Origin of the sequence: Bacillus kalamii (genome assembly GCF_047238185.1) — a bacterium.
Taxonomy (GTDB): Bacteria; Bacillota; Bacilli; order Bacillales; family DSM-1321; genus Bacillus_AD.
Genome location: NZ_JBDFMI010000001.1, coordinates 1,421,935 through 1,439,457 on the forward strand (window position 1 = coordinate 1,421,935; position 17,523 = coordinate 1,439,457).

General features: G+C 41.4%; 19 protein-coding genes. 16 read left to right on the top strand and 3 right to left on the bottom strand.

Annotated elements, in window-relative coordinates; genetic code table 11:
* The first annotated feature begins 13 nt into the window (after positions 1–13).
* The 11 genes from ABC357_RS07135 (at position 14) to ABC357_RS07185 (ending at position 10,529) form a co-directional block, all read left to right on the top strand.
* Entirely contained in the window at positions 14–211 is a 198-nt protein-coding gene (locus ABC357_RS07135) for a hypothetical protein (RefSeq protein WP_412886837.1), read from the top strand.
* Entirely contained in the window at positions 189–620 is a 432-nt protein-coding gene (locus tag ABC357_RS07140) for a GNAT family N-acetyltransferase (protein WP_412886838.1), read from the top strand. Before ABC357_RS07135 ends, ABC357_RS07140 begins: the two co-directional genes overlap by 23 nt.
* A gap of 110 nt (positions 621–730) precedes the next feature.
* Positions 731–1,402, top strand: a complete 672-nt coding sequence (locus ABC357_RS07145) for a reverse transcriptase-like protein (RefSeq protein ID WP_412886839.1) — start codon at positions 731–733, stop codon at positions 1,400–1,402.
* Positions 1,399–1,590: a zinc-finger domain-containing protein gene (locus tag ABC357_RS07150; protein WP_412886840.1), complete on the top strand. Its 192-nt coding sequence runs from the start codon at positions 1,399–1,401 to the stop codon at positions 1,588–1,590. The genes ABC357_RS07145 and ABC357_RS07150 overlap by 4 nt, the downstream gene beginning before the upstream one ends.
* Before the next feature lie 83 nt (positions 1,591–1,673).
* Positions 1,674–2,669: an HD-GYP domain-containing protein gene (locus tag ABC357_RS07155; protein WP_412886841.1), complete on the top strand. Its 996-nt coding sequence runs from the start codon at positions 1,674–1,676 to the stop codon at positions 2,667–2,669.
* A 37-nt stretch (positions 2,670–2,706) separates the two neighbouring features.
* On the top strand, positions 2,707–3,513 hold the full coding sequence (locus ABC357_RS07160; RefSeq protein WP_412886842.1) for an AAC(3) family N-acetyltransferase: 807 nt from the start codon (positions 2,707–2,709) through the stop codon (positions 3,511–3,513).
* Between the two features lie 174 nt (positions 3,514–3,687).
* A complete protein-coding gene (locus ABC357_RS07165; RefSeq protein WP_412886843.1) occupies positions 3,688–6,381 on the top strand; it encodes a YhgE/Pip family protein in 2,694 nt (897 codons plus the stop codon).
* 150 nt (positions 6,382–6,531) lie between these two features.
* On the top strand, positions 6,532–8,721 hold the full coding sequence (locus ABC357_RS07170; RefSeq protein WP_412886844.1) for a type IA DNA topoisomerase: 2,190 nt from the start codon (positions 6,532–6,534) through the stop codon (positions 8,719–8,721).
* A 445-nt stretch (positions 8,722–9,166) separates the two neighbouring features.
* Positions 9,167–9,688, top strand: coding sequence for a YwhD family protein (locus ABC357_RS07175; protein ID WP_412886845.1), 522 nt, complete (start codon positions 9,167–9,169; stop codon positions 9,686–9,688).
* Positions 9,689–9,837: 149 nt separating this feature from the next.
* Positions 9,838–10,077 (top strand): ferredoxin family protein, encoded by a 240-nt coding sequence (locus ABC357_RS07180; protein ID WP_412886846.1) that lies wholly within the window; start codon positions 9,838–9,840, stop codon positions 10,075–10,077.
* 146 nt (positions 10,078–10,223) lie between these two features.
* The gene (locus tag ABC357_RS07185; RefSeq protein ID WP_412886847.1) at positions 10,224–10,529 is read left to right on the top strand and encodes a monooxygenase; all 306 of its coding nucleotides are present in this window, start codon (positions 10,224–10,226) and stop codon (positions 10,527–10,529) included.
* A gap of 47 nt (positions 10,530–10,576) precedes the next feature.
* On the opposite strand, the gene ABC357_RS07190 is transcribed toward ABC357_RS07185, so the two are convergent.
* Positions 10,577–11,113: an NADPH-dependent FMN reductase gene (locus ABC357_RS07190; protein ID WP_412886848.1), complete on the bottom strand. Its 537-nt coding sequence runs from the start codon at positions 11,111–11,113 to the stop codon at positions 10,577–10,579.
* A 59-nt stretch (positions 11,114–11,172) separates the two neighbouring features.
* A complete protein-coding gene (locus ABC357_RS07195; protein WP_412886849.1) occupies positions 11,173–11,415 on the bottom strand; it encodes a YuzB family protein in 243 nt (80 codons plus the stop codon).
* Between the two features lie 303 nt (positions 11,416–11,718).
* On the opposite strand from ABC357_RS07195, the gene trhO reads away from it, so the two are divergent.
* The 5 genes from trhO to ABC357_RS07220 all read left to right on the top strand — a co-directional run bounded on the left by trhO (position 11,719) and on the right by ABC357_RS07220 (position 15,918).
* Positions 11,719–12,687, top strand: a complete 969-nt coding sequence (gene trhO, locus ABC357_RS07200; protein ID WP_412886850.1) for an oxygen-dependent tRNA uridine(34) hydroxylase TrhO — start codon at positions 11,719–11,721, stop codon at positions 12,685–12,687.
* Between the two features lie 425 nt (positions 12,688–13,112).
* A complete protein-coding gene (locus ABC357_RS07205; RefSeq protein WP_412886851.1) occupies positions 13,113–14,084 on the top strand; it encodes a ring-cleaving dioxygenase in 972 nt (323 codons plus the stop codon).
* On the top strand, positions 14,081–14,578 hold the full coding sequence (locus tag ABC357_RS07210) for a GTP pyrophosphokinase (protein WP_412886852.1): 498 nt from the start codon (positions 14,081–14,083) through the stop codon (positions 14,576–14,578). Before ABC357_RS07205 ends, ABC357_RS07210 begins: the two co-directional genes overlap by 4 nt.
* 130 nt (positions 14,579–14,708) lie before the next feature.
* Positions 14,709–15,137 (top strand): transcriptional regulator MntR, encoded by a 429-nt coding sequence (gene mntR, locus ABC357_RS07215; RefSeq protein WP_412886853.1) that lies wholly within the window; start codon positions 14,709–14,711, stop codon positions 15,135–15,137.
* Positions 15,138–15,237: 100 nt separating this feature from the next.
* Positions 15,238–15,918 (top strand): class I SAM-dependent methyltransferase, encoded by a 681-nt coding sequence (locus ABC357_RS07220; protein WP_412886854.1) that lies wholly within the window; start codon positions 15,238–15,240, stop codon positions 15,916–15,918.
* Positions 15,919–16,558: 640 nt separating this feature from the next.
* Here the strand turns inward: ABC357_RS07220 and metA are convergent.
* Positions 16,559–17,467 carry a homoserine O-acetyltransferase MetA gene (gene metA / locus ABC357_RS07225; protein WP_412886855.1) on the bottom strand — a complete coding sequence of 303 codons (909 nt, stop codon included), beginning with the start codon at positions 17,465–17,467 and terminating at the stop codon, positions 16,559–16,561.
* Positions 17,468–17,523: the final 56 nt, after the last annotated feature.

The following is a 17,523-nucleotide window of genomic DNA, read 5'->3' on the forward strand; positions in this document are numbered from 1 at the left end:
ATATATGGGTGAAATGGCAAAAGGGGATACCAAATGCCCATATGCCCGACCAGGGACAATGTGTTTTTTTGAATGCATAATGGAGCTTAAGGTAGGAGTATTTGGCTGCTTTGATGATCAAGATGCTGCAAATCAAGTCACTGACCGTGATATACTGTTTTATAAGCAGAAAAAAGGAGTGCTTGCACTTGTGGCATATATCGAATTTTAATGATTTGACCAAAAAACAATTATATACAATCATGCAGGAGCGAATCGCTGTTTTTGTTGTTGAACAGCACTGCCCTTATCCTGAAATAGATGGGTTGGATCTATCTTGCTATCATTTATTCTACGAAATGGATGGCGAAATCAGAGCCTACCTTCGTGTTATTCCTTCAGAAAGCCATGCTTCATTGGGGCGGGTTTTGGTAAAGAAGGATTACCGTGGAAAGGGTCTGGCGAAGGAACTAATTAGTAAGGGCATAGACTATTGCATCACGAATCTTGAAGTGAAACAGATTAATATACAGGCACAGGCTTATTTGAAGGATTTTTATGGAGCATTCGGCTTTTTGCCTGTATCCGATATCTATTTGGAAGACAATATTCCCCATATGGATATGGTTCTCAAGCTTTAAATATCGGTCTGAAGATGATTTTTTCTGGAACTAGGGGAAATATGTATAAATGACTTGCTTTTTCCGTAGAGTATAGAAAACGGATTAACACCACCCAGGGAGGTTTTTGCATGAAAGTGTATATGAACTGGACATATAAAGGGAATAAAAAACCGACCTGCGTATTCCACTCTGATGTGATGGATGCAAAAGATGCGCTTGCTATAGCAGTCGATTTGGAAAAAACGGGAAGGGCTTTCTCTTTTCAATTCATTGATGAACAAAGTGTTTCTTGGAATAAGAAGGAATTGAATAAATTACTGGAGGAAATTCAAGATGAACCGCAGGAAGTAAAAGTGTACTTCGACGCCGGTTATTTAAAAGATGAAAAACGAGCAGGGATAGGCGTCATCGTTTATTACAAACAAAATGAAAAGTGGATCCGCAAACGCGTGAACAAGGAATTGGAGGGGCTGGTATCGAATAATGAAGCTGAATATGCGGCTTTTTATGAAGGCCTATGCCAATTGGAAGAATTGCAGGTCCATCATCAGACCTGCGAATTTTTTGGGGATTCCCAGGTTGTCCTTAATCAGCTGGCAGGCGAATGGGCTTGTTTGGATACTGGATTGAATGCTTGGCTGGACAGGATAGAAGAGAAAATAAGGCACCTTTCTATACGGCCTGTCTATAGTCCCATTTCAAGGAAGCTGAACAAAAAGGCAGATTTGCTTGCAATGCAAGCTTTGCAAGGGACTATCATAGACAGTATGATGTCCATTGAAGAGAAGGAGTTATTATGAGAGAAGATATGTCAAGAACAGATATTTTGAAACAGCTGGAATCAACATTGTCAACGTATTGTTCCGGTTGTTTTTTGTATGCGCAAAACCGGAAAGATGTTGGCAGGGCTAAAGCCCATCAATTTTGTTTATCTTCCTGCACGGTAGGCGAACAATTGAAAGAAATAGGCAATGAATTGTTAAAATAGCCCCGTTTCCCATTCTATGTAATTATTTGGATTTTTTTTAGTGTTTTTGCTAGAATGGAAGAAAAAAAGAATGGCGTGATGAGATGTCACTCGATCTGAATCAGGAAGCATTGCAGAACTTGGAACCATTAACAATGGATGAAATAGAAGAGTTATTATTGCAATATGATATAAATAACGATTTGAATGAATCAGTTGAGGAAATGATCCCGGATGATCCATATCGGCAAAAGCTGCAAACGATTGCTAAGACAGTGGATGAAGCCTCATCCCAAATAGAAGGGATTTTTGATTTCGTCAAAAGAACGGATTCTTTGCCTATAGAGGAAATTAAGAAGGAAATCATTCCTGTACTTGAGGAAGTGACAGATATTCCCCACGTATATCACCTGTTCAAGGAACTCCATTCCAAGGATGAGTATACATACCGCCATAATATTTGTGTCGGGGTTATTGCGGGTTTGATCGGCAAGTGGCTTGGGATGGAGGGCCAAAAACTACAGGATCTTGAATTGGCCGGATTGCTTCATGATATCGGTAAAACCAAAATTCCTGGCTATATACTCACAAAGCCAGGGAAGCTGACTGAACATGAGTATGCAGAGATGAAGAAACATACAGTGTATGGCTATCAACTGATCAAAAAATCCGAAGAATTGCCTGAGGAAATAGCCTTGGTGGCTCTTCAACACCATGAACGGGAAAATGGAAGCGGGTTCCCATTCCGATTGACAGGGGCTAAAATCCATCCATTTGCTAAAATCATTGCGGTTGCCGATGTATTCCATGCATTATCTTCCGAGAGGGTGTATAAACCCGCTTTTCCGTTTTATCAGGTCATTGCTCAAATGAATGATGGCATGCTTGGGCAATTCGACCCTACAGTCCTGACTATCTTCATACATAATATGATGGCAACATTAGTCGGGAAGAATGTTGATTTATCAAACGGCAAGTCAGGGCGTATTATTATGAATGATCCGTATGAACCCATGTATTCTTTAATCCACACTGAAAATGATGAATGGGTGGATTTAAGAAAAACAAAAGATATTTTTATCAGCAAGGTCCATTCTTGAATTTGAACAAGAATACATTGAATGGAGGGAACCCTAAATGACCGCCAAAAATCAAAACAACCCGAATACAATAACCAGCATGATAAGGGAGTTGCATCAATTAGGTGTTGAAAAAGGGATGACTCTAATTGTTCATTCCTCTTTAAAATCACTAGGATGGGTATGCGGCGGAGCGAATGCCGTAGTGGAGGCTCTCATGTCCGCAGTGGGTGAAGAAGGTACCATTGTCATGCCTACCCAGTCAGCAGAGCTAAGTGATCCTTCTTATTGGCAAGAACCTCCTGTGCCGGAGGAATGGTGGGATACCATTCGGAAAGAAATGCCCGCATATGACCCGAAAACGACTACGACCCTAGGAATGGGAAAGATAGTAGATTGCTTTAGGACATATGAGGGTGTAATACGCTCTTCACATCCAACGACTAGTTTTGCTGCATGGGGACGGAACGCAGAGAGAATCACAAGCGACCATTCATTGTCTTTTTCGTTATGCGAAGAGTCTCCGCTGCAGAAAATCTATGATATGAAAGGATCCATCCTGCTGATAGGAGTCGGATACGACAGGAATACCTCGCTTCATTTAGCTGAATGCCATGCAGATGCCTGTTTTTCCTGCCAGCAGGGTTCCCCTATCATAGAAGACGGAAAACGTGTTTGGAAGGAATATGAGGAGTTTTTATATGATACCGAGAGATTTAATGAGATCGGCTATCTATTCGAACGGAAGTACCCGGTGAGGGTTGGGCTCATCGGTTTGGCGGAATGCAGGTTGATCCCGCAAAAACAACTAGTGGACTTTGCTTCTCTATATTTACAGAAAAGAAAATATGTATACACGGAATAATCATCTGCCGGAAAGGCTCCCTTTTATAAAAGGGGCCTTTTTTTATAGAATGAAAAAACTGAATAATGCTGGAAATTTGAATCAGGCAACATGATTATGCGGCATTTTGGGTAAAGTATACAGAATACATACGGAGTAGACAGTTTGTCGGTCGTTGCAGAAGGAGTGTTTGAAATGAAGAAAGTATGGGATGTGTATAGACTGGATTGGCGGAGGGTGTTTCGCTCTAAGGCAGCCATTTTCTTGATGGTTGCCCTGATGGTTTTACCATCCCTATATGCTTGGTTCAATATAAAAGCGTTATGGGATCCATACGGCAATACGTCCGGAATAAAGATTGCAGTCGCAAATGATGACAGAGGCGCCGATATCCAGACGGGAATCGATGAAGAGAAACAAATCAATGTCGGAGACGAACTGGTCAAGAAGCTAAAGAAAAACCATAGCCTTGGTTGGACCTTCGTCAGTAAAAAAGAAGCAGACAGCGGCGTGCTGAACGGAGATTATTATGCCAGCCTGTATATCCCGAAAGACTTTTCGGAAAACCTTTCTAGCATTATGGGCGACCATCCGAAAAAAGCAGAGATCGTATTTACCATCAATGATAAGATTAATGCAATCACACCGAAAATAACGGCTACTGGAGCGAATACGGTGACAAAGCAAGTCAGCTCAGAATTTATAGATACTGTTTCAAAATCGTTGCTGGCTGAATTCAATAAGGCAGGCATACAGCTTGATAAGGATCTGCCGACTATCCGCCGGCTTGAATCCAAGCTATATGAGGTTAGGGATGCCCTGCCGGAAATCAACGCATTTGGAGAGGAGGCCAAACAGTTAAAAGAGCATCTGCCCTTAATTCAAGAAAAAACGAATAAATTGCTCTCTTTAACAGAATATATTCCAACGATCAATTCAGCCGGTCAAAGCATTTTAAAAGTGAAAAACGCTTTGCCGATGATTAATCAGGCAGGCCAGCAAATTCTGCTGGTTCAGGGCAAAATCCCTGAAATCCAGAATATGGCTGGAAAAGTAAATGAATTGAATGATAACTTTGGAACAATTAAGCAAACATTGAATGATGGATTGAACGAAGCTACACAGGCAATGGATGTCATTAATGGGACACAGGCTTTATTGCCTAAAGTCCAGGACCTGGCAAACCATAGCCAGGGATATGTGGATGTTGCGAATGATTTCTTAAACAGTCTTGATGGATCATTTGACCAAATAGCCAATGCCGCCAAGCTTAACTTACAATTTGTGAACCAGATTTCTGGAAGTGTTGCAGCGGTTGCAGACCAATTGGCCAATAACAGCATTACACCGCAGCAGGCATTACAATTACTGAATAATGCTAATTCCTTATTAAGCCAGGAAAGCGCCATACTGAATAGACAGATTACTTTTGTTCAAGGGTTGATCAACAACGGGATTGACGCTCAGCCTGTACAAAATCTATTGGCAACGTTGACTACCTTGTCTCAACGGGTTCAATCGCATCAAAGCTTAGTGCAGGGAGCCATCAGCGACATAAAAGCAAACCCGAATGCTTTACCCGACAGTTTAAGCCGGATTAGCGATATCGCAAACAAAATCCAGCAGGATACAGGCAATATTGTCTCCAATTATGACAGTGCGGTCTTGCCTGCTATCAAGGGGAAACTTGGCCAAATAAAAGGGGATATCCAAAATGCGAATGAAATTGTTTCAGCTGCACAAAAGCAGTTGCCTACTGTTTCGTCGCTTTTGGACAATACAAAAAAAACATTAAGCGATGCCATTTCCATGCTTGAAAAATATAAAGCAGATTTGCCGGAGCTCGAAAAGTCATTGAATGATGCAACCAATCTGATTAACACCAATCTAGGGAAAGTCATCGATGAGGTTAATTTTGCCGCTAATTTTTATAAAAATGACTTTCCAGCCATGCAACAGCAAGTGATCAAAGGCGCCAATTTTGTTCAGAATGATTTACCGGGGCTAACCAAGGAAATGAATCGTGCTTCTGATCTTATTAAAGAAAAAATGCCGCAAGTAGTCGATGCCATCAACCTTGCCAATGGCCTTTCACAAAATGAGCTGCCTGAATTCAATCGGATCGTCAAAAATGCCGCAACAAAGCTCGATGACATAAAAAGTAAAACGAATTTGGAAGAGATTATCCACATGCTGCGGCGCGATGTAAAAGCAGATAGCGATTTCCTTTCAGATCCAGTCCAGTTAAAAGAAGTGAAAGACTTTCCGATTGCCAATTATGGTTCGGCTAGTTCCCCCTTTTATACTGCTCTGGCTATCTGGGTAGGGGCATTACTATTGGTTTCCCTGCTTTCCGTTGATGTAGAGATGCCGCGCGAAATGTATAAGCCGCACCATTATTACTTTGGGAGAGGTTTAACTTTCCTTACAATTGCTTTAATCCAAGCATCCATTGTGTCACTGGGGGATATATTCCTCCTACATGTAGACATACACAACAAACCAGCTTTTTTCCTTTTTAGCCTTTTGATCAGCTTTGTTTTCATGTCAATTGTCTATACATTGGTTTCAATCTTTGGGAATATAGGGAAAGGCTTGGCGATCATATTGCTTGTTCTGCAAATTTCCAGTTCGGGAGGGAACTTTCCAATTGAAGTTTCTTCTTCCTTTTTCCAGCATATTTATCCATTCCTTCCTTTTACGTATGCAGTCAATCTATTAAGAGAAGGACTTGGAGGTGTACTATGGCATAATGCCATTGTATGTATATTGCTCTTACTATCGGCTGCTGTTGTTAGCATACTGCTCGGCACAGCCCTTAAAAAGCCTTTAATGAAATTAGTATCAAGATTTACGGAAGATGCTAAGAAAAGTAAATTATTTCATTAGCCACTATTCGAAAAGGGCCGCCATTTGAAGGGCGGCCCTTTTCCTGCCTTTCATCCTTCCCTTCAGAGGCACACAAGATGGAACAATGATATAATGGGTTGGCAAAGCTTGCAGGTTAAGCGGGCGAAGGCGCATAGAGGAGGAATATGAATGAAGGCGGTCATTATAGCAGAAAAACCTTCCGTTGCTAAAAATATTGCAGACGCATTACACATACGCAATCGACTAGATGGATATTATGAAGGGGAAGATTATATAGTTACATGGGCATTCGGCCATTTATTACAGCTGTATGATGCAAAGGATTACGACAGCAGCCTAGCAAGGTGGAAAATGGAAAATTTTCCTTTCATCCCTTCAAAATTTGAATACAAAATAAAAAGCTCGCCGAAGAACAGAGAAAAAAGTGATCCTGGCGCAAAGAAACAGTATAAAATCATTTCTTCATTGCTTTTCAGGAAAGATGTTGACCGCATCATTTCAGCCTGTGACTATGATCGTGAAGGGCAGGTAATCGGTGACAGCATCATCTATAAGATTAAAGCGCCGAAAGAAGTGTACCGTTTATTGTTGAACGAGTGGACGCCAGAGGAAGTCAAGAAGGGATTACAGGCGATCCGTCCGAATACGGAGCTTCGTTCGTTGCAGGATGCAGGAGTAAGCAGGCAGTGGGCGGACTGGGTCATTGGGATTAACCTTACTTCAGCTGCGACACTAAAGTATCAGCAAGGACGCGGCAAGGTCCTGAATGTTGGACGCGTCATTTTTCCTACTCTGAAGATCATCTATGACCGGGACCAGGAAATAAAAAGGTTTGTGCCTGAGACGTATTACAAGTTGTCTGCTACATTCGAAACCGAAAAAAGAGCCAGCTTCGATGCCATCTATCAGGAAGGCAAGAAAGAAAAGTTCCCAACCCGCGAAGAATTGGATGCTCTTCAGTCTTTGATTCAAGCGAGTACAGGTATAGTGAAGGATAAGCAGACGGAAAGGAAAAAGGAATATCCCCCTTTTTTATTCAACCTTTCTAACCTTCAGGGTTATATCACTAGCAAATTCAAAGGCTGGACATCTGATAAGGTTCTAAAGGTAGCACAATCACTGTACGAAAAAAAATTCATCACATATCCGCGAACAGCAAGCACAGCATTGGAAGAAAGCTTAAAAGAACGGACGGCTAAAGTGCTCCATGCTGTCAAAAAAGGATTGCCGTATGAAGAGGAAGTTGCATTTACAGCATCAAAAAGATTATTTAATAATGCGAAAGTAGAAAGCCACAGTGCCATCGTCCCTACATACGTGCTTCCTAAATCACTAACAACGGACGAGCACATTGTCTATACGGCAATCAAGAACCGATTCATCATGCAGTTCATGCCGCTTGCCGAACATGAAGAAACAAAAGCGGTTATCGCCATAAAAGATGAGCAGGTAAAAGGGCTTTTCCATGCAAAAGGAAGAGTGCAGATAATAGAAGGATGGCGCAAGGTTGAGAAAATCGAATCAAAGGATGCCATGCTTCCGGCATTTGAACAAAATGAAGAATTGGCTGTCAAAAAAGTAAAAGTGACTTCGCATGAAACGAAGCCGCCTAAGCACCATACAGAAAAAACGTTGCTTCGCGTAATGGAGACATGCGGGAAGCAGTTCGATGATGAAGAAGCCATATTGAGCGGTTTCAGCATCGGGACACCGGCCACTCGTGCTGAAACGATTAAAAAATTGAAAGATATCGGCTATATTTATGCGAGCGATAAAAGTCTTCTTTGCAGTGATCTCGGTATAAGGCTTGTCGAAATGTTTCCGGTTCAGGAATTGTTTGACCTGGAGTTTACGGGCAAGCTGGAAAAAGCGTTGGCGGATATGGAGAAAAAACAGTATAGCAGGGGTGTTTTCCTAAACTTCATTTTCGATTTTACTAGAAGATCCGTCGAACAGATTAAAGGCGATAAAGACATAGTCATTCAAAGGGTAGAAGAAGGTAAAACAGCGAGCAGCAAAGGAGACTTCCTAGGAAAATGTCCGGCATGCGGAGGAGCTGTAATTGAAGGGCAAAAAGGATTCGGCTGTTCGCAATGGAAAGAAGGATGCAAATTTGTTATTTGGAAAAATGATAAATATTTGGCATCCATGAAAAAGAAGCCGACAAAAACGATGGTAAAAGCGCTGTTGAAAAACGGAAGTGCCCCTGTTAAAGGGCTGGTCAGTAAAAAGGGGAATAAATTTGATGCCATCCTTTCATATGAAAAAAATGCCGACAATGACTATTATGGTTGGAAAATGGCCTTTCCGGACGATGGAAAAAAAGATGCAGCACCAAGTGTGGAACAAAATAACTAATGGACATAAATCCGTGGGGGCATTGCTTCGACGGGTTTATCTTTTTACGCGGCAATGTGCATTACTGGCGTTTAGCAGTAAAATTTGGCTGATTCCAAGAAATCCAATCCTTATAAAAGAAAAATCAGTTGAATATCTCCACTAGCGGGCACTCTAAAAAGGATGGCATGATAAAGCTTCACTCCTAAATAATCAACCCGTGCATATATATAGTAGCACAGAGAACGTTGTGAAAAAGGGCATTTTCAAATCGTGTAATTTAAAGGTATAATAATGTTAGAATATTCTCTCAAACATTATTATTGTCATTTGTAAGTGTTTAGTGATAATTTTAAAAGGATTCCACTTACAAGAAAGAAAACTCCTGTATAGAAGGAAGAAGCAAGTGTTGTTAGAGGTGCTCTCTGCATACACGTTTAGGTGAATGAAGAAAGGGGGTACAGACATGAAGAAAGATGCCAATAACCAGTTTAACATCATCAGTGGTGATGCAACAAAAGGCGATGGAGGATTTGGTGCAGGTACATTTAGCTTGGACAATATCACGCCCATAATTATCGATGCTGAAAATGAAGATGTCTATATTGATATGGATGCACTTCATGGCCGAAGTAAAATTGAGAAGAAAGTCCGGTTCCATGGTCAGAGGGAAGAGTTCCTTAGTGAGAATCCAGATGTCCATCAGTATTGGATTGCATGGATTAAGTTGGACCGGAAGGAGGCAGGCCCCTATTATTCCGGGCTTGGGGTATGTGAAGTCCTAGTTTCAAATGAGGAAAGAAGGATCCGCCAAGGCTATAAATCCATGCCGGAGCATGTAAACTCGTTAGATAAAGCATTGAAAAATAGAATAGTGCTGAATGGAATGGACCAACGCTCACGGGCTTTGCTGAAACAATTCTTGATTGGATTCAATGAAGATTACTGGAGCCATGCCATCAATGAACTCAAAGACGGCCTTTCTTAATAGACTGTTGGCGAAATAGGCTTCTTCTGCAGAAGCATTTATTTTTATAAACATGTTTTATCTCTTGGTTTCACTTAGCGGATGTCATCGTTGGCATGAACGCGGGTGGGCCTTTTAATAAAAAATCAAAGTTAAAGGAGTAATTTATCATGTCATTTGTTATTACATCTCCTTGCATAGGGGAAAAAGCGTCTGATTGTGTTACTGTATGTCCAGTGGATTGCATTGTTGAGGGAGATGATCAATACTTTATTGATCCTTCCATTTGTATAGACTGTGGAGCATGTGAAACGGCTTGCCCGGTAGAGGCAATCTTCCATGAAGATGAACTTACAGATGAAGATCAAGTATTTTTGGATAAGGCAAAAGCCTTCTTTGAACAGCAATAATAGATTATATGTATAATAGAGGGCTTGCCGGAATGTTCCGGCAGGCCTTTTTTGTCTCTTGAGGCAGCTATTTTGATTTATTTGAACCTCTAAAATAGAGTAAAGATGATCGGTTTAGAAGTCATTAAGAATATGGGGTGAGAAAAATGGTTTATTTATTACAAGTAGATTTTCATATGGAAGGGCCATACGGTGAGGCGATGTCCAATGAATTTACTGATCTGGCGAGAAGCATTATTGAAGAACCTGGCGTCATCTGGAAAATATGGACAGAAAATGAAGCCCGCAAAGAATCAGGCGGGATCTATTTATTTCGGACCAAGGAGGATGCAGAAAGCTATTTGGAGATGCACACTAAGCGTCTTCATGGATTTGGCATCACAGATATAAGGGGGAAAATATTTGAGGTAAACGAGCCATTATCGCTCATCAACAACGGACCGATTTCCTGATGATACAAAAAAGCTGCCCCATTTGATAGCTGGCAGCTTTTTTTCGTTCACGATGAAAGTTTTTTGTTCAATAAGATGATTTCTTCAGCTAGTGCCTCTATCCGGATTAATACGTCGTGGTCAATTATTTCGTTTTTCTGGTTAAAGCATTCACTTTGCAGAAATACAGAGTTGGCAGCCACATAGGCTCTAAAGAAAGAAAGGATTGGCTTGAACTGATACTCGGTAACCAGCAAATGATTTTTGGAACCGGCTGTTGTAACCATACCGACAACTTTGGATCTCAAAGCAGTGGTCGGTAAATGATCCAGCAGGTTTTTTAGGGCCCCGCTTATAGAGGCCTGATAAACAGGTGTACCGAAAATGAGTGAATCCGCTTCGATGATTTTTGATACAACGGTTTGAGTATCTTGATTATAGGATGGCAATGGTTTGCCAATGACGAATTCCATATCGAAGTCCTTTAAATCGATCAGTTCAATTTCGATTGAAGGGTCTGCAGCCTGGGCTGACAGCAATACCTTTTTTACAGCAGCCGCTGTTTTATTACCTATCAATGCTCCGGATACTCCAACCAATTTCACACTATCTCCTCCAATTTATGTTACAGGATGAATGATGAAGAGAAGACTTCTTTCTATCCTCACAAGAAAAACGATAACTCTTCTTCAATTGCTTCTTTTATTAATGGAATGCATTCGGAAATGGAAGCCGCATAGATTTGGTTTCCATTCACTAGCGCATAAGGACGCATTTTGCATAAAGAACATCTATTTAAGCATTCATACCGCATGACTGTCACTTCAGGATATTCGCTCAATAATCCTTCAAGATCTGCGGATGACAGCAAGTTAGAATCACATATCTCTACAATAATAATACCCATCTGTTATCACTTCTTACTTTTTTGTTTTCTCGAAAACATTCGTATAATTGAGAATTAGTTCCATCTGAATTATACATGGTTCAATTGGAAATGTCAGTTCTAGTGAATCGATATTTGTTTGAAGTATGTCACATTTGAGTATTTTTATTCTTAAAACAACATAGAACACTTGCAATTGTTAGAATAAAAACGTAAAATTCTTATGTGCTTTTTGTAATTTCCTTATGAAAAGCGGGTGGGATGGCTATTATTAATATATAAATAATTCTATTGAAATAATGAAAGAGATAAGGGGTAATGAACATGTCAGAAACGAAACCATTTAGAGTGCTATTGTATTATCTTTATGTGCCGATTGAAGAACACGAGGCTTTTGCCGCACAGCATCTAGCATACTGCAAAGAGCTTGGGCTAAAAGGCCGGATTTTGGTCGGTTCAGAGGGAATCAATGGAACGGTTTCAGGAACGATCGAACAAACTGATGAATATATGCAAACTATGAAGGGAAATCCATTATTCAGCGATATTGTTTTTAAAATAGATGAAGCAGATGGCCATGCATTCAAGAAAATGCATGTACGTCCACGAAAGGAAATTGTTTCGTTGCGTTTAGAGGACGATGTCAATCCAAATGAGACAACAGGTAAATACTTAAGTCCGAAAGAATTCCATGATGCAATGAATCAGGAGAATACAATAGTCATTGATGCGCGCAATGATTATGAATATGATCTCGGGCATTTTAAAGACGCCGTGAAACCAGATATCCGCAATTTCCGTGACTTGCCTGATTGGATCCGTGATAATAAACAAATGTTTGAAGGCAAAAAGATTTTAACGTATTGCACAGGCGGCATCCGTTGTGAAAAATTCTCCGGATGGCTATTGAATGAAGGGTTCGATGATGTAAGCCAGCTGCACGGCGGAATCGTCACTTACGGTAAAGACCCTCAGGTACAAGGCGAGGATTATGATGGACAGTGCTATGTATTTGATGAGCGCATCGCTGTACCGATTAATCATAAGAATCCGGAAATCGTGGGCAGAGACCATTATTCCGGGGAACCGTGCGAACGCTATGTAAATTGCGCAAACCCTGATTGCAATAAACAAATTCTTTGCTCTGAAGAAAATGAACATAAGCATCTGCGCGGTTGTACGTATGAATGCAGCGCATCCCCCCGCAACCGCTATGTCATCGAACATAAAATGACTACTGAAGAAGTCAAAGAACGATTGGAACAAATTAAACCGTCGTACCAAAATAATTAAGATGCAAAAGAAGCGGAATGCCCGCTTCTTTTTTTTCATTTAGCTACAAGCGCCACCCCCTCGAGGTCTTAAGCCGTACCACTGTCAAAGGCAAAGGGCAGCCTTTGTCATTGCCCCGTCTTAAGCTTGTCGGGGGTAAGCAGGCGCTTTCCGCTTTTGTTTACATCCAGCTACAAGCGACACCCCCTCGAGGTCTTAAGCCGTGCCACTGTCAAAGGCAAAGGGCAGCCTTTGTCATTGCCCCGTCTTAAGCTTGTCGGGGGTAAGCGGGCGCTTTCCGCTTTTGTTTACATGGGATAGGTGGAGCATATTGTTTGAATGGGTATCAATTTATTAGTAAACTGATGATGAAAAGGATTTAGTAAACTGATGATGAAAAGGATATACCGGTATTTGATTTTTAGCATTAGAGGAGGAATGTAGATATGGCTTTTTTAGGTATACACCATGTGTCCGCTATGACAGCATCGGCTAAGAAGAATTACGATTTTTATACAGAAGTCTTAGGGATGAGATTAGTGAAAAAAACAGTCAACCAGGATGATACATCAGTTTACCATTTGTTTTATGGAGATGAAAAAGGCAATCCAGGTACAGAATTGACATTTTTTGAAATTCCTATGATGGCCCGTAATTTGCCCGGAGTCAATAGTATATCAACCGTTTCATTACGTGTGGCAAGTGATGATGCACTAGGTTATTGGGAGAGCCGGTTTCATGAATTAAACGTAGAGCATGAAGAAATCAAGGACCGAGCGGGAAGAAAAACCTTGGCGTTTAAGGACCCAGAAGGGCAAAGGCTGATTCTGGTCTCTGATGAGAATAATAGCGGGGTTGCTGGTGGTACACCTTGGATAAAAAGCCCCATCCCGCAATCATTCGGCATAATAGGGCTAGGGCCAGTCCAATTGACTGTCCGCGAAGCAGAGCCAACAATCCGTGTCCTTAGGGATATAATGGGGTTCCGCTATAAGTCTAGCTACCCACCCTATCAGAAGGGACAGCCAGATATTGAGGTGTATGAGACAGGTGAAGGAGGTTCAGGTGCGGAAATACATATTGAACAGCGATTGGATCTTCCTCCTGAACGGTTGGGAAGAGGCGGTGTCCATCATGTGGCTTTCCGTGTGGAAACGGAAGAGGAATTAAGGGAGTGGATCGGCAAGCTAAAAGAGGCACGGATAGCAAGTTCCGGTTTTGTCGACCGTTTTTATTTCCGCTCATTATATTTCCGTGAGCCGAACGGGATCCTTTTTGAAATGGCTACAGATGGGCCTGGTTTTGCAACGGATGAAGATCCGATGCATTTAGGGGAAACATTGGCCCTTCCTCCTTTTTTGGAACATAAAAGGATGCATATTGAATCAAAGTTGCGTCCGTTGAATACTAACAAATGATTGAAAACTGCCCGACTTTCCTGCTGAAAGTTGGGTATTTGCGTATCATAGACTCGTCAGGAGGAATGAAAATGAATAACCCGATTGAAAAGGCGCTAGAAATTGCGCTTCATGCCCATGCTGGACAGACTGACAAAGGCGGAAAGCCTTACATATTGCATCCGTTGCGCGTCATGAACTCGGTTGAGGGAGACTATCTCCAGATTATCGCTATACTCCATGATGTTGTTGAGGATTCTGGCTGGTCGCTCAACGATCTTTCTGAGGTAGGGTTTTCAGCATCCGTTATCCGCAGCGTGGATTGCCTTACCAAGAGGGAGGGGGAGGATTATCAAACGTATCTATCAAGAGTAAAAAGCGATCCGCTGGCTGTACAAGTGAAACGCGCTGATTTAATGGATAACAGTAATCTCTCAAGAATTCTGCACCCCACCGATGAAGATCTGCAAAGAGTTGCGAAATATGCCGGGGCACTTGCTTTTTTGGACCAGTGAACCCTAGAATTAACGAGCTGTAAATAAAATGAGACTTCCTCCCAAAGTAGTGAAAAGTATATCCTTTCTTGTGAATCAGGTGGATATATAGTAAAATTTTAATGATATGCTTTGAATGGGAGGATACAGGATGGCAACACCTAGTATGGAAGATTATATTGAACAAATATATATTTTAATTGATGAGAAGGGCTACGCCAGAGTATCGGATATAGCTGAAAATTTAAATGTACATCCATCCTCAGTGACAAAAATGGTACAAAAACTAGACCAGGAAGACTATTTGATATATGAAAAATACCGTGGCCTCATATTAACGCCAAAAGGAAAAAAAATCGGCAAAAGCCTAGTGTTTCGCCATGAACTTCTTGAAAAGCTGTTGAGAATCATCGGTGTAAAAGAAGAACTGATATACGGTGATGTTGAAGGGATTGAGCATCATTTAAGCTGGGATTCCATTGACCGTATTGGCGATTTAGTCCAGTATTTTGACGAAAAGCCTGAACGGATAGCTGAATTGAAAAAAGTACAAAGCGAAAAAGATGAACATACACTCTGATTCAATATAAATCATAGACAACAGGACTCTGCATGGTGAATGGACATGCAGAGTCCCTTTGTTTATGAGGAGAAAGGCGATAATAAGGGGGACTGGTTAAATGGCAAACTGGCATAGGTCGGCAGAGGAACAATGGAATTCTTTTTCGGAATCATGGGCAAAGGATTCGGTGGCCATGTGGGAAAATGGAAGCAGGAAAAAAATTATTCCCCTTATGGAAAAATGGATAATGCCAGGAGCTAAAGTGGCCGATCTTGGCTGTGGTGATGGATATGGCTCTTTTAGGCTCGCCGATAAAGGCTTTCAGGTAACCGGGATTGACTTGTCAGGGAAAATGATTGAAGAGGCACGGCGAAGGGGCTCTTTGAATGGCATACAATTTCTGCAAGGAGATCTGGTGCAGATCCCTGTAGAAACAAACTCTTTTGATGGGATAATGGCGATTAATTCCCTTGAGTGGGTGGAAGTCCCATTCAGGGCTTTGGATGAAATTAAACGGATAGTGAAACCTGGAGGCTATGCCTTGTTCGGCATTTTGGGGCCTACAGCCGGACCTAGGAAGTACAATAGCTTTCGGAGGTTATACGGTGAGGAAGTGATAATGAACACGATGCAGCCATGGGAGTTCCAGAGGCTGGCTGAAGAAAATGGCTGGGAGCTAAAGGATGAACAAATGGTGGAAAAGAGAAAAGGAAACTGTGAAGCCCTTTCTGGACTGCCGTTCGATTTGCAGCAGGCTCTTTCGTTCATGTGGCTTTTTATGTTCAAGAATGCTGAGTAGCTGATTTTGAAGAATAGGGTTCCTTGCCTATGAAGAAAGAAGCGGCTTGAGGTGACCTAAAAGGTAGAGATTTGTATGACGCCACTAATTGGCTGGCATGCATACCGTATTGAACCGGGCTTTTGCCGGCTATTTTTGTTTGTTTATATAGGTTTGATTTTTCACTTTAAGTTCAATATATACTTGCACAGGGCTTCTCCATGGTGCGTCTCATGTTTAAGCCAAAAAACCTTCCGCCTTCATTGGCTTCGGTGGCGCGAGCCTTCTTCCGCGAAGCATTCATAGGAGGTTTCGCGTCTCAAGAATGCGGGGGTGTTTCAGTTTCTGAAGAACCGGTTCTTTTCATAAAGCGTAATACGTTACCTTTGAACTGAACCGGGTGCTCCTCATTGCCTTTTTTCTCATCCCTCCTTTCCGAATATCTCCTAGCTATTCACTCGCCTTAAATGAACTTGGCGGCATTCATATTTTGGTGGCAAAAGGCGTATATCCTAGTGTGATTCTAGCTATTTTTTCACAACCATTCATTTGAATGGTTCACTAAATTTAAGCATAAATAAACATCCTAAAAGGTAGGTTTCAACGTTACCTTTTAGGATGCAGTACATGTTTTCCGCTTCTTGTATTGTTTAGGTCCGGATTAATCCCATTGAAAAGGCGTTTCTTGGTATACATAATAATTAAGCCAGTTCGAATACAGCAGATTGGCATGGCTGCGCCATTTTTGGGTTGGTTTATACTCTGGATTGTTTTTCGGAAAATAATTGCGTGGCATGTCAACGGAAAGCCCTTTTTCCTTATCGCGTTTGTATTCTTCCAGGAGCGTATTCGAATCATATTCTGGGTGGCCGAAAACCATGATATGTTTTCCGTCCTTAGAACTGACTAAATAAGTTCCCGCTTCCTTGGATCCAGCCAATACGATTAGCTCAGGGCGTGATTTGATTATGGCGGTATCCACATCTGTATGGCGGGAATGAGGTGCGTAAAATTCATCGTCGAAGCCCCTTACTAACTTTTCTTTCTTTTGGAATAGTGTATGTAAAAAGACCCCTGAACATTTTTTGTTTAATTCATATTTATCAATGCCATAATGATGGTAAAGTGCTGCCTGTGCACCCCAGCAAATATGGAGTGACGAGGTGACATGAGATTTTGACCAGTCCATTATGCACGCCAGCTCTTCCCAGTAATCAACGGAGCTAAAAGGCAGCTTTTCAACAGGTGCTCCTGTTACGACCATTCCATCGAATTTCCGGTTCTTCACTTCATTGAATGTGCTATAAAATTGATCCAAATGATATTTGCTTGTATTTTTGGATTGGTGTGAATTCATCTTAAGGAAAGTGACATTAACCTGAATAGGAGTATTGCCAAGCAACCGCAATACTTGCGCTTCTGTTTTTTCCTTTTCAGGCATCAAGTTGACAATCAATATATTTAAAGGGCGGATATCCTGCTTGGTTGCGCGGGTTTCATCCATTACAAATATATTTTCGCTTTCCAATATATCTTTGGCTGGCAATAATGATGGCAATTTAATCGGCATAATAGTTCCTCCAATATCTCTGTTTATAAACAAGGTATTTTAATGACATTATAAAG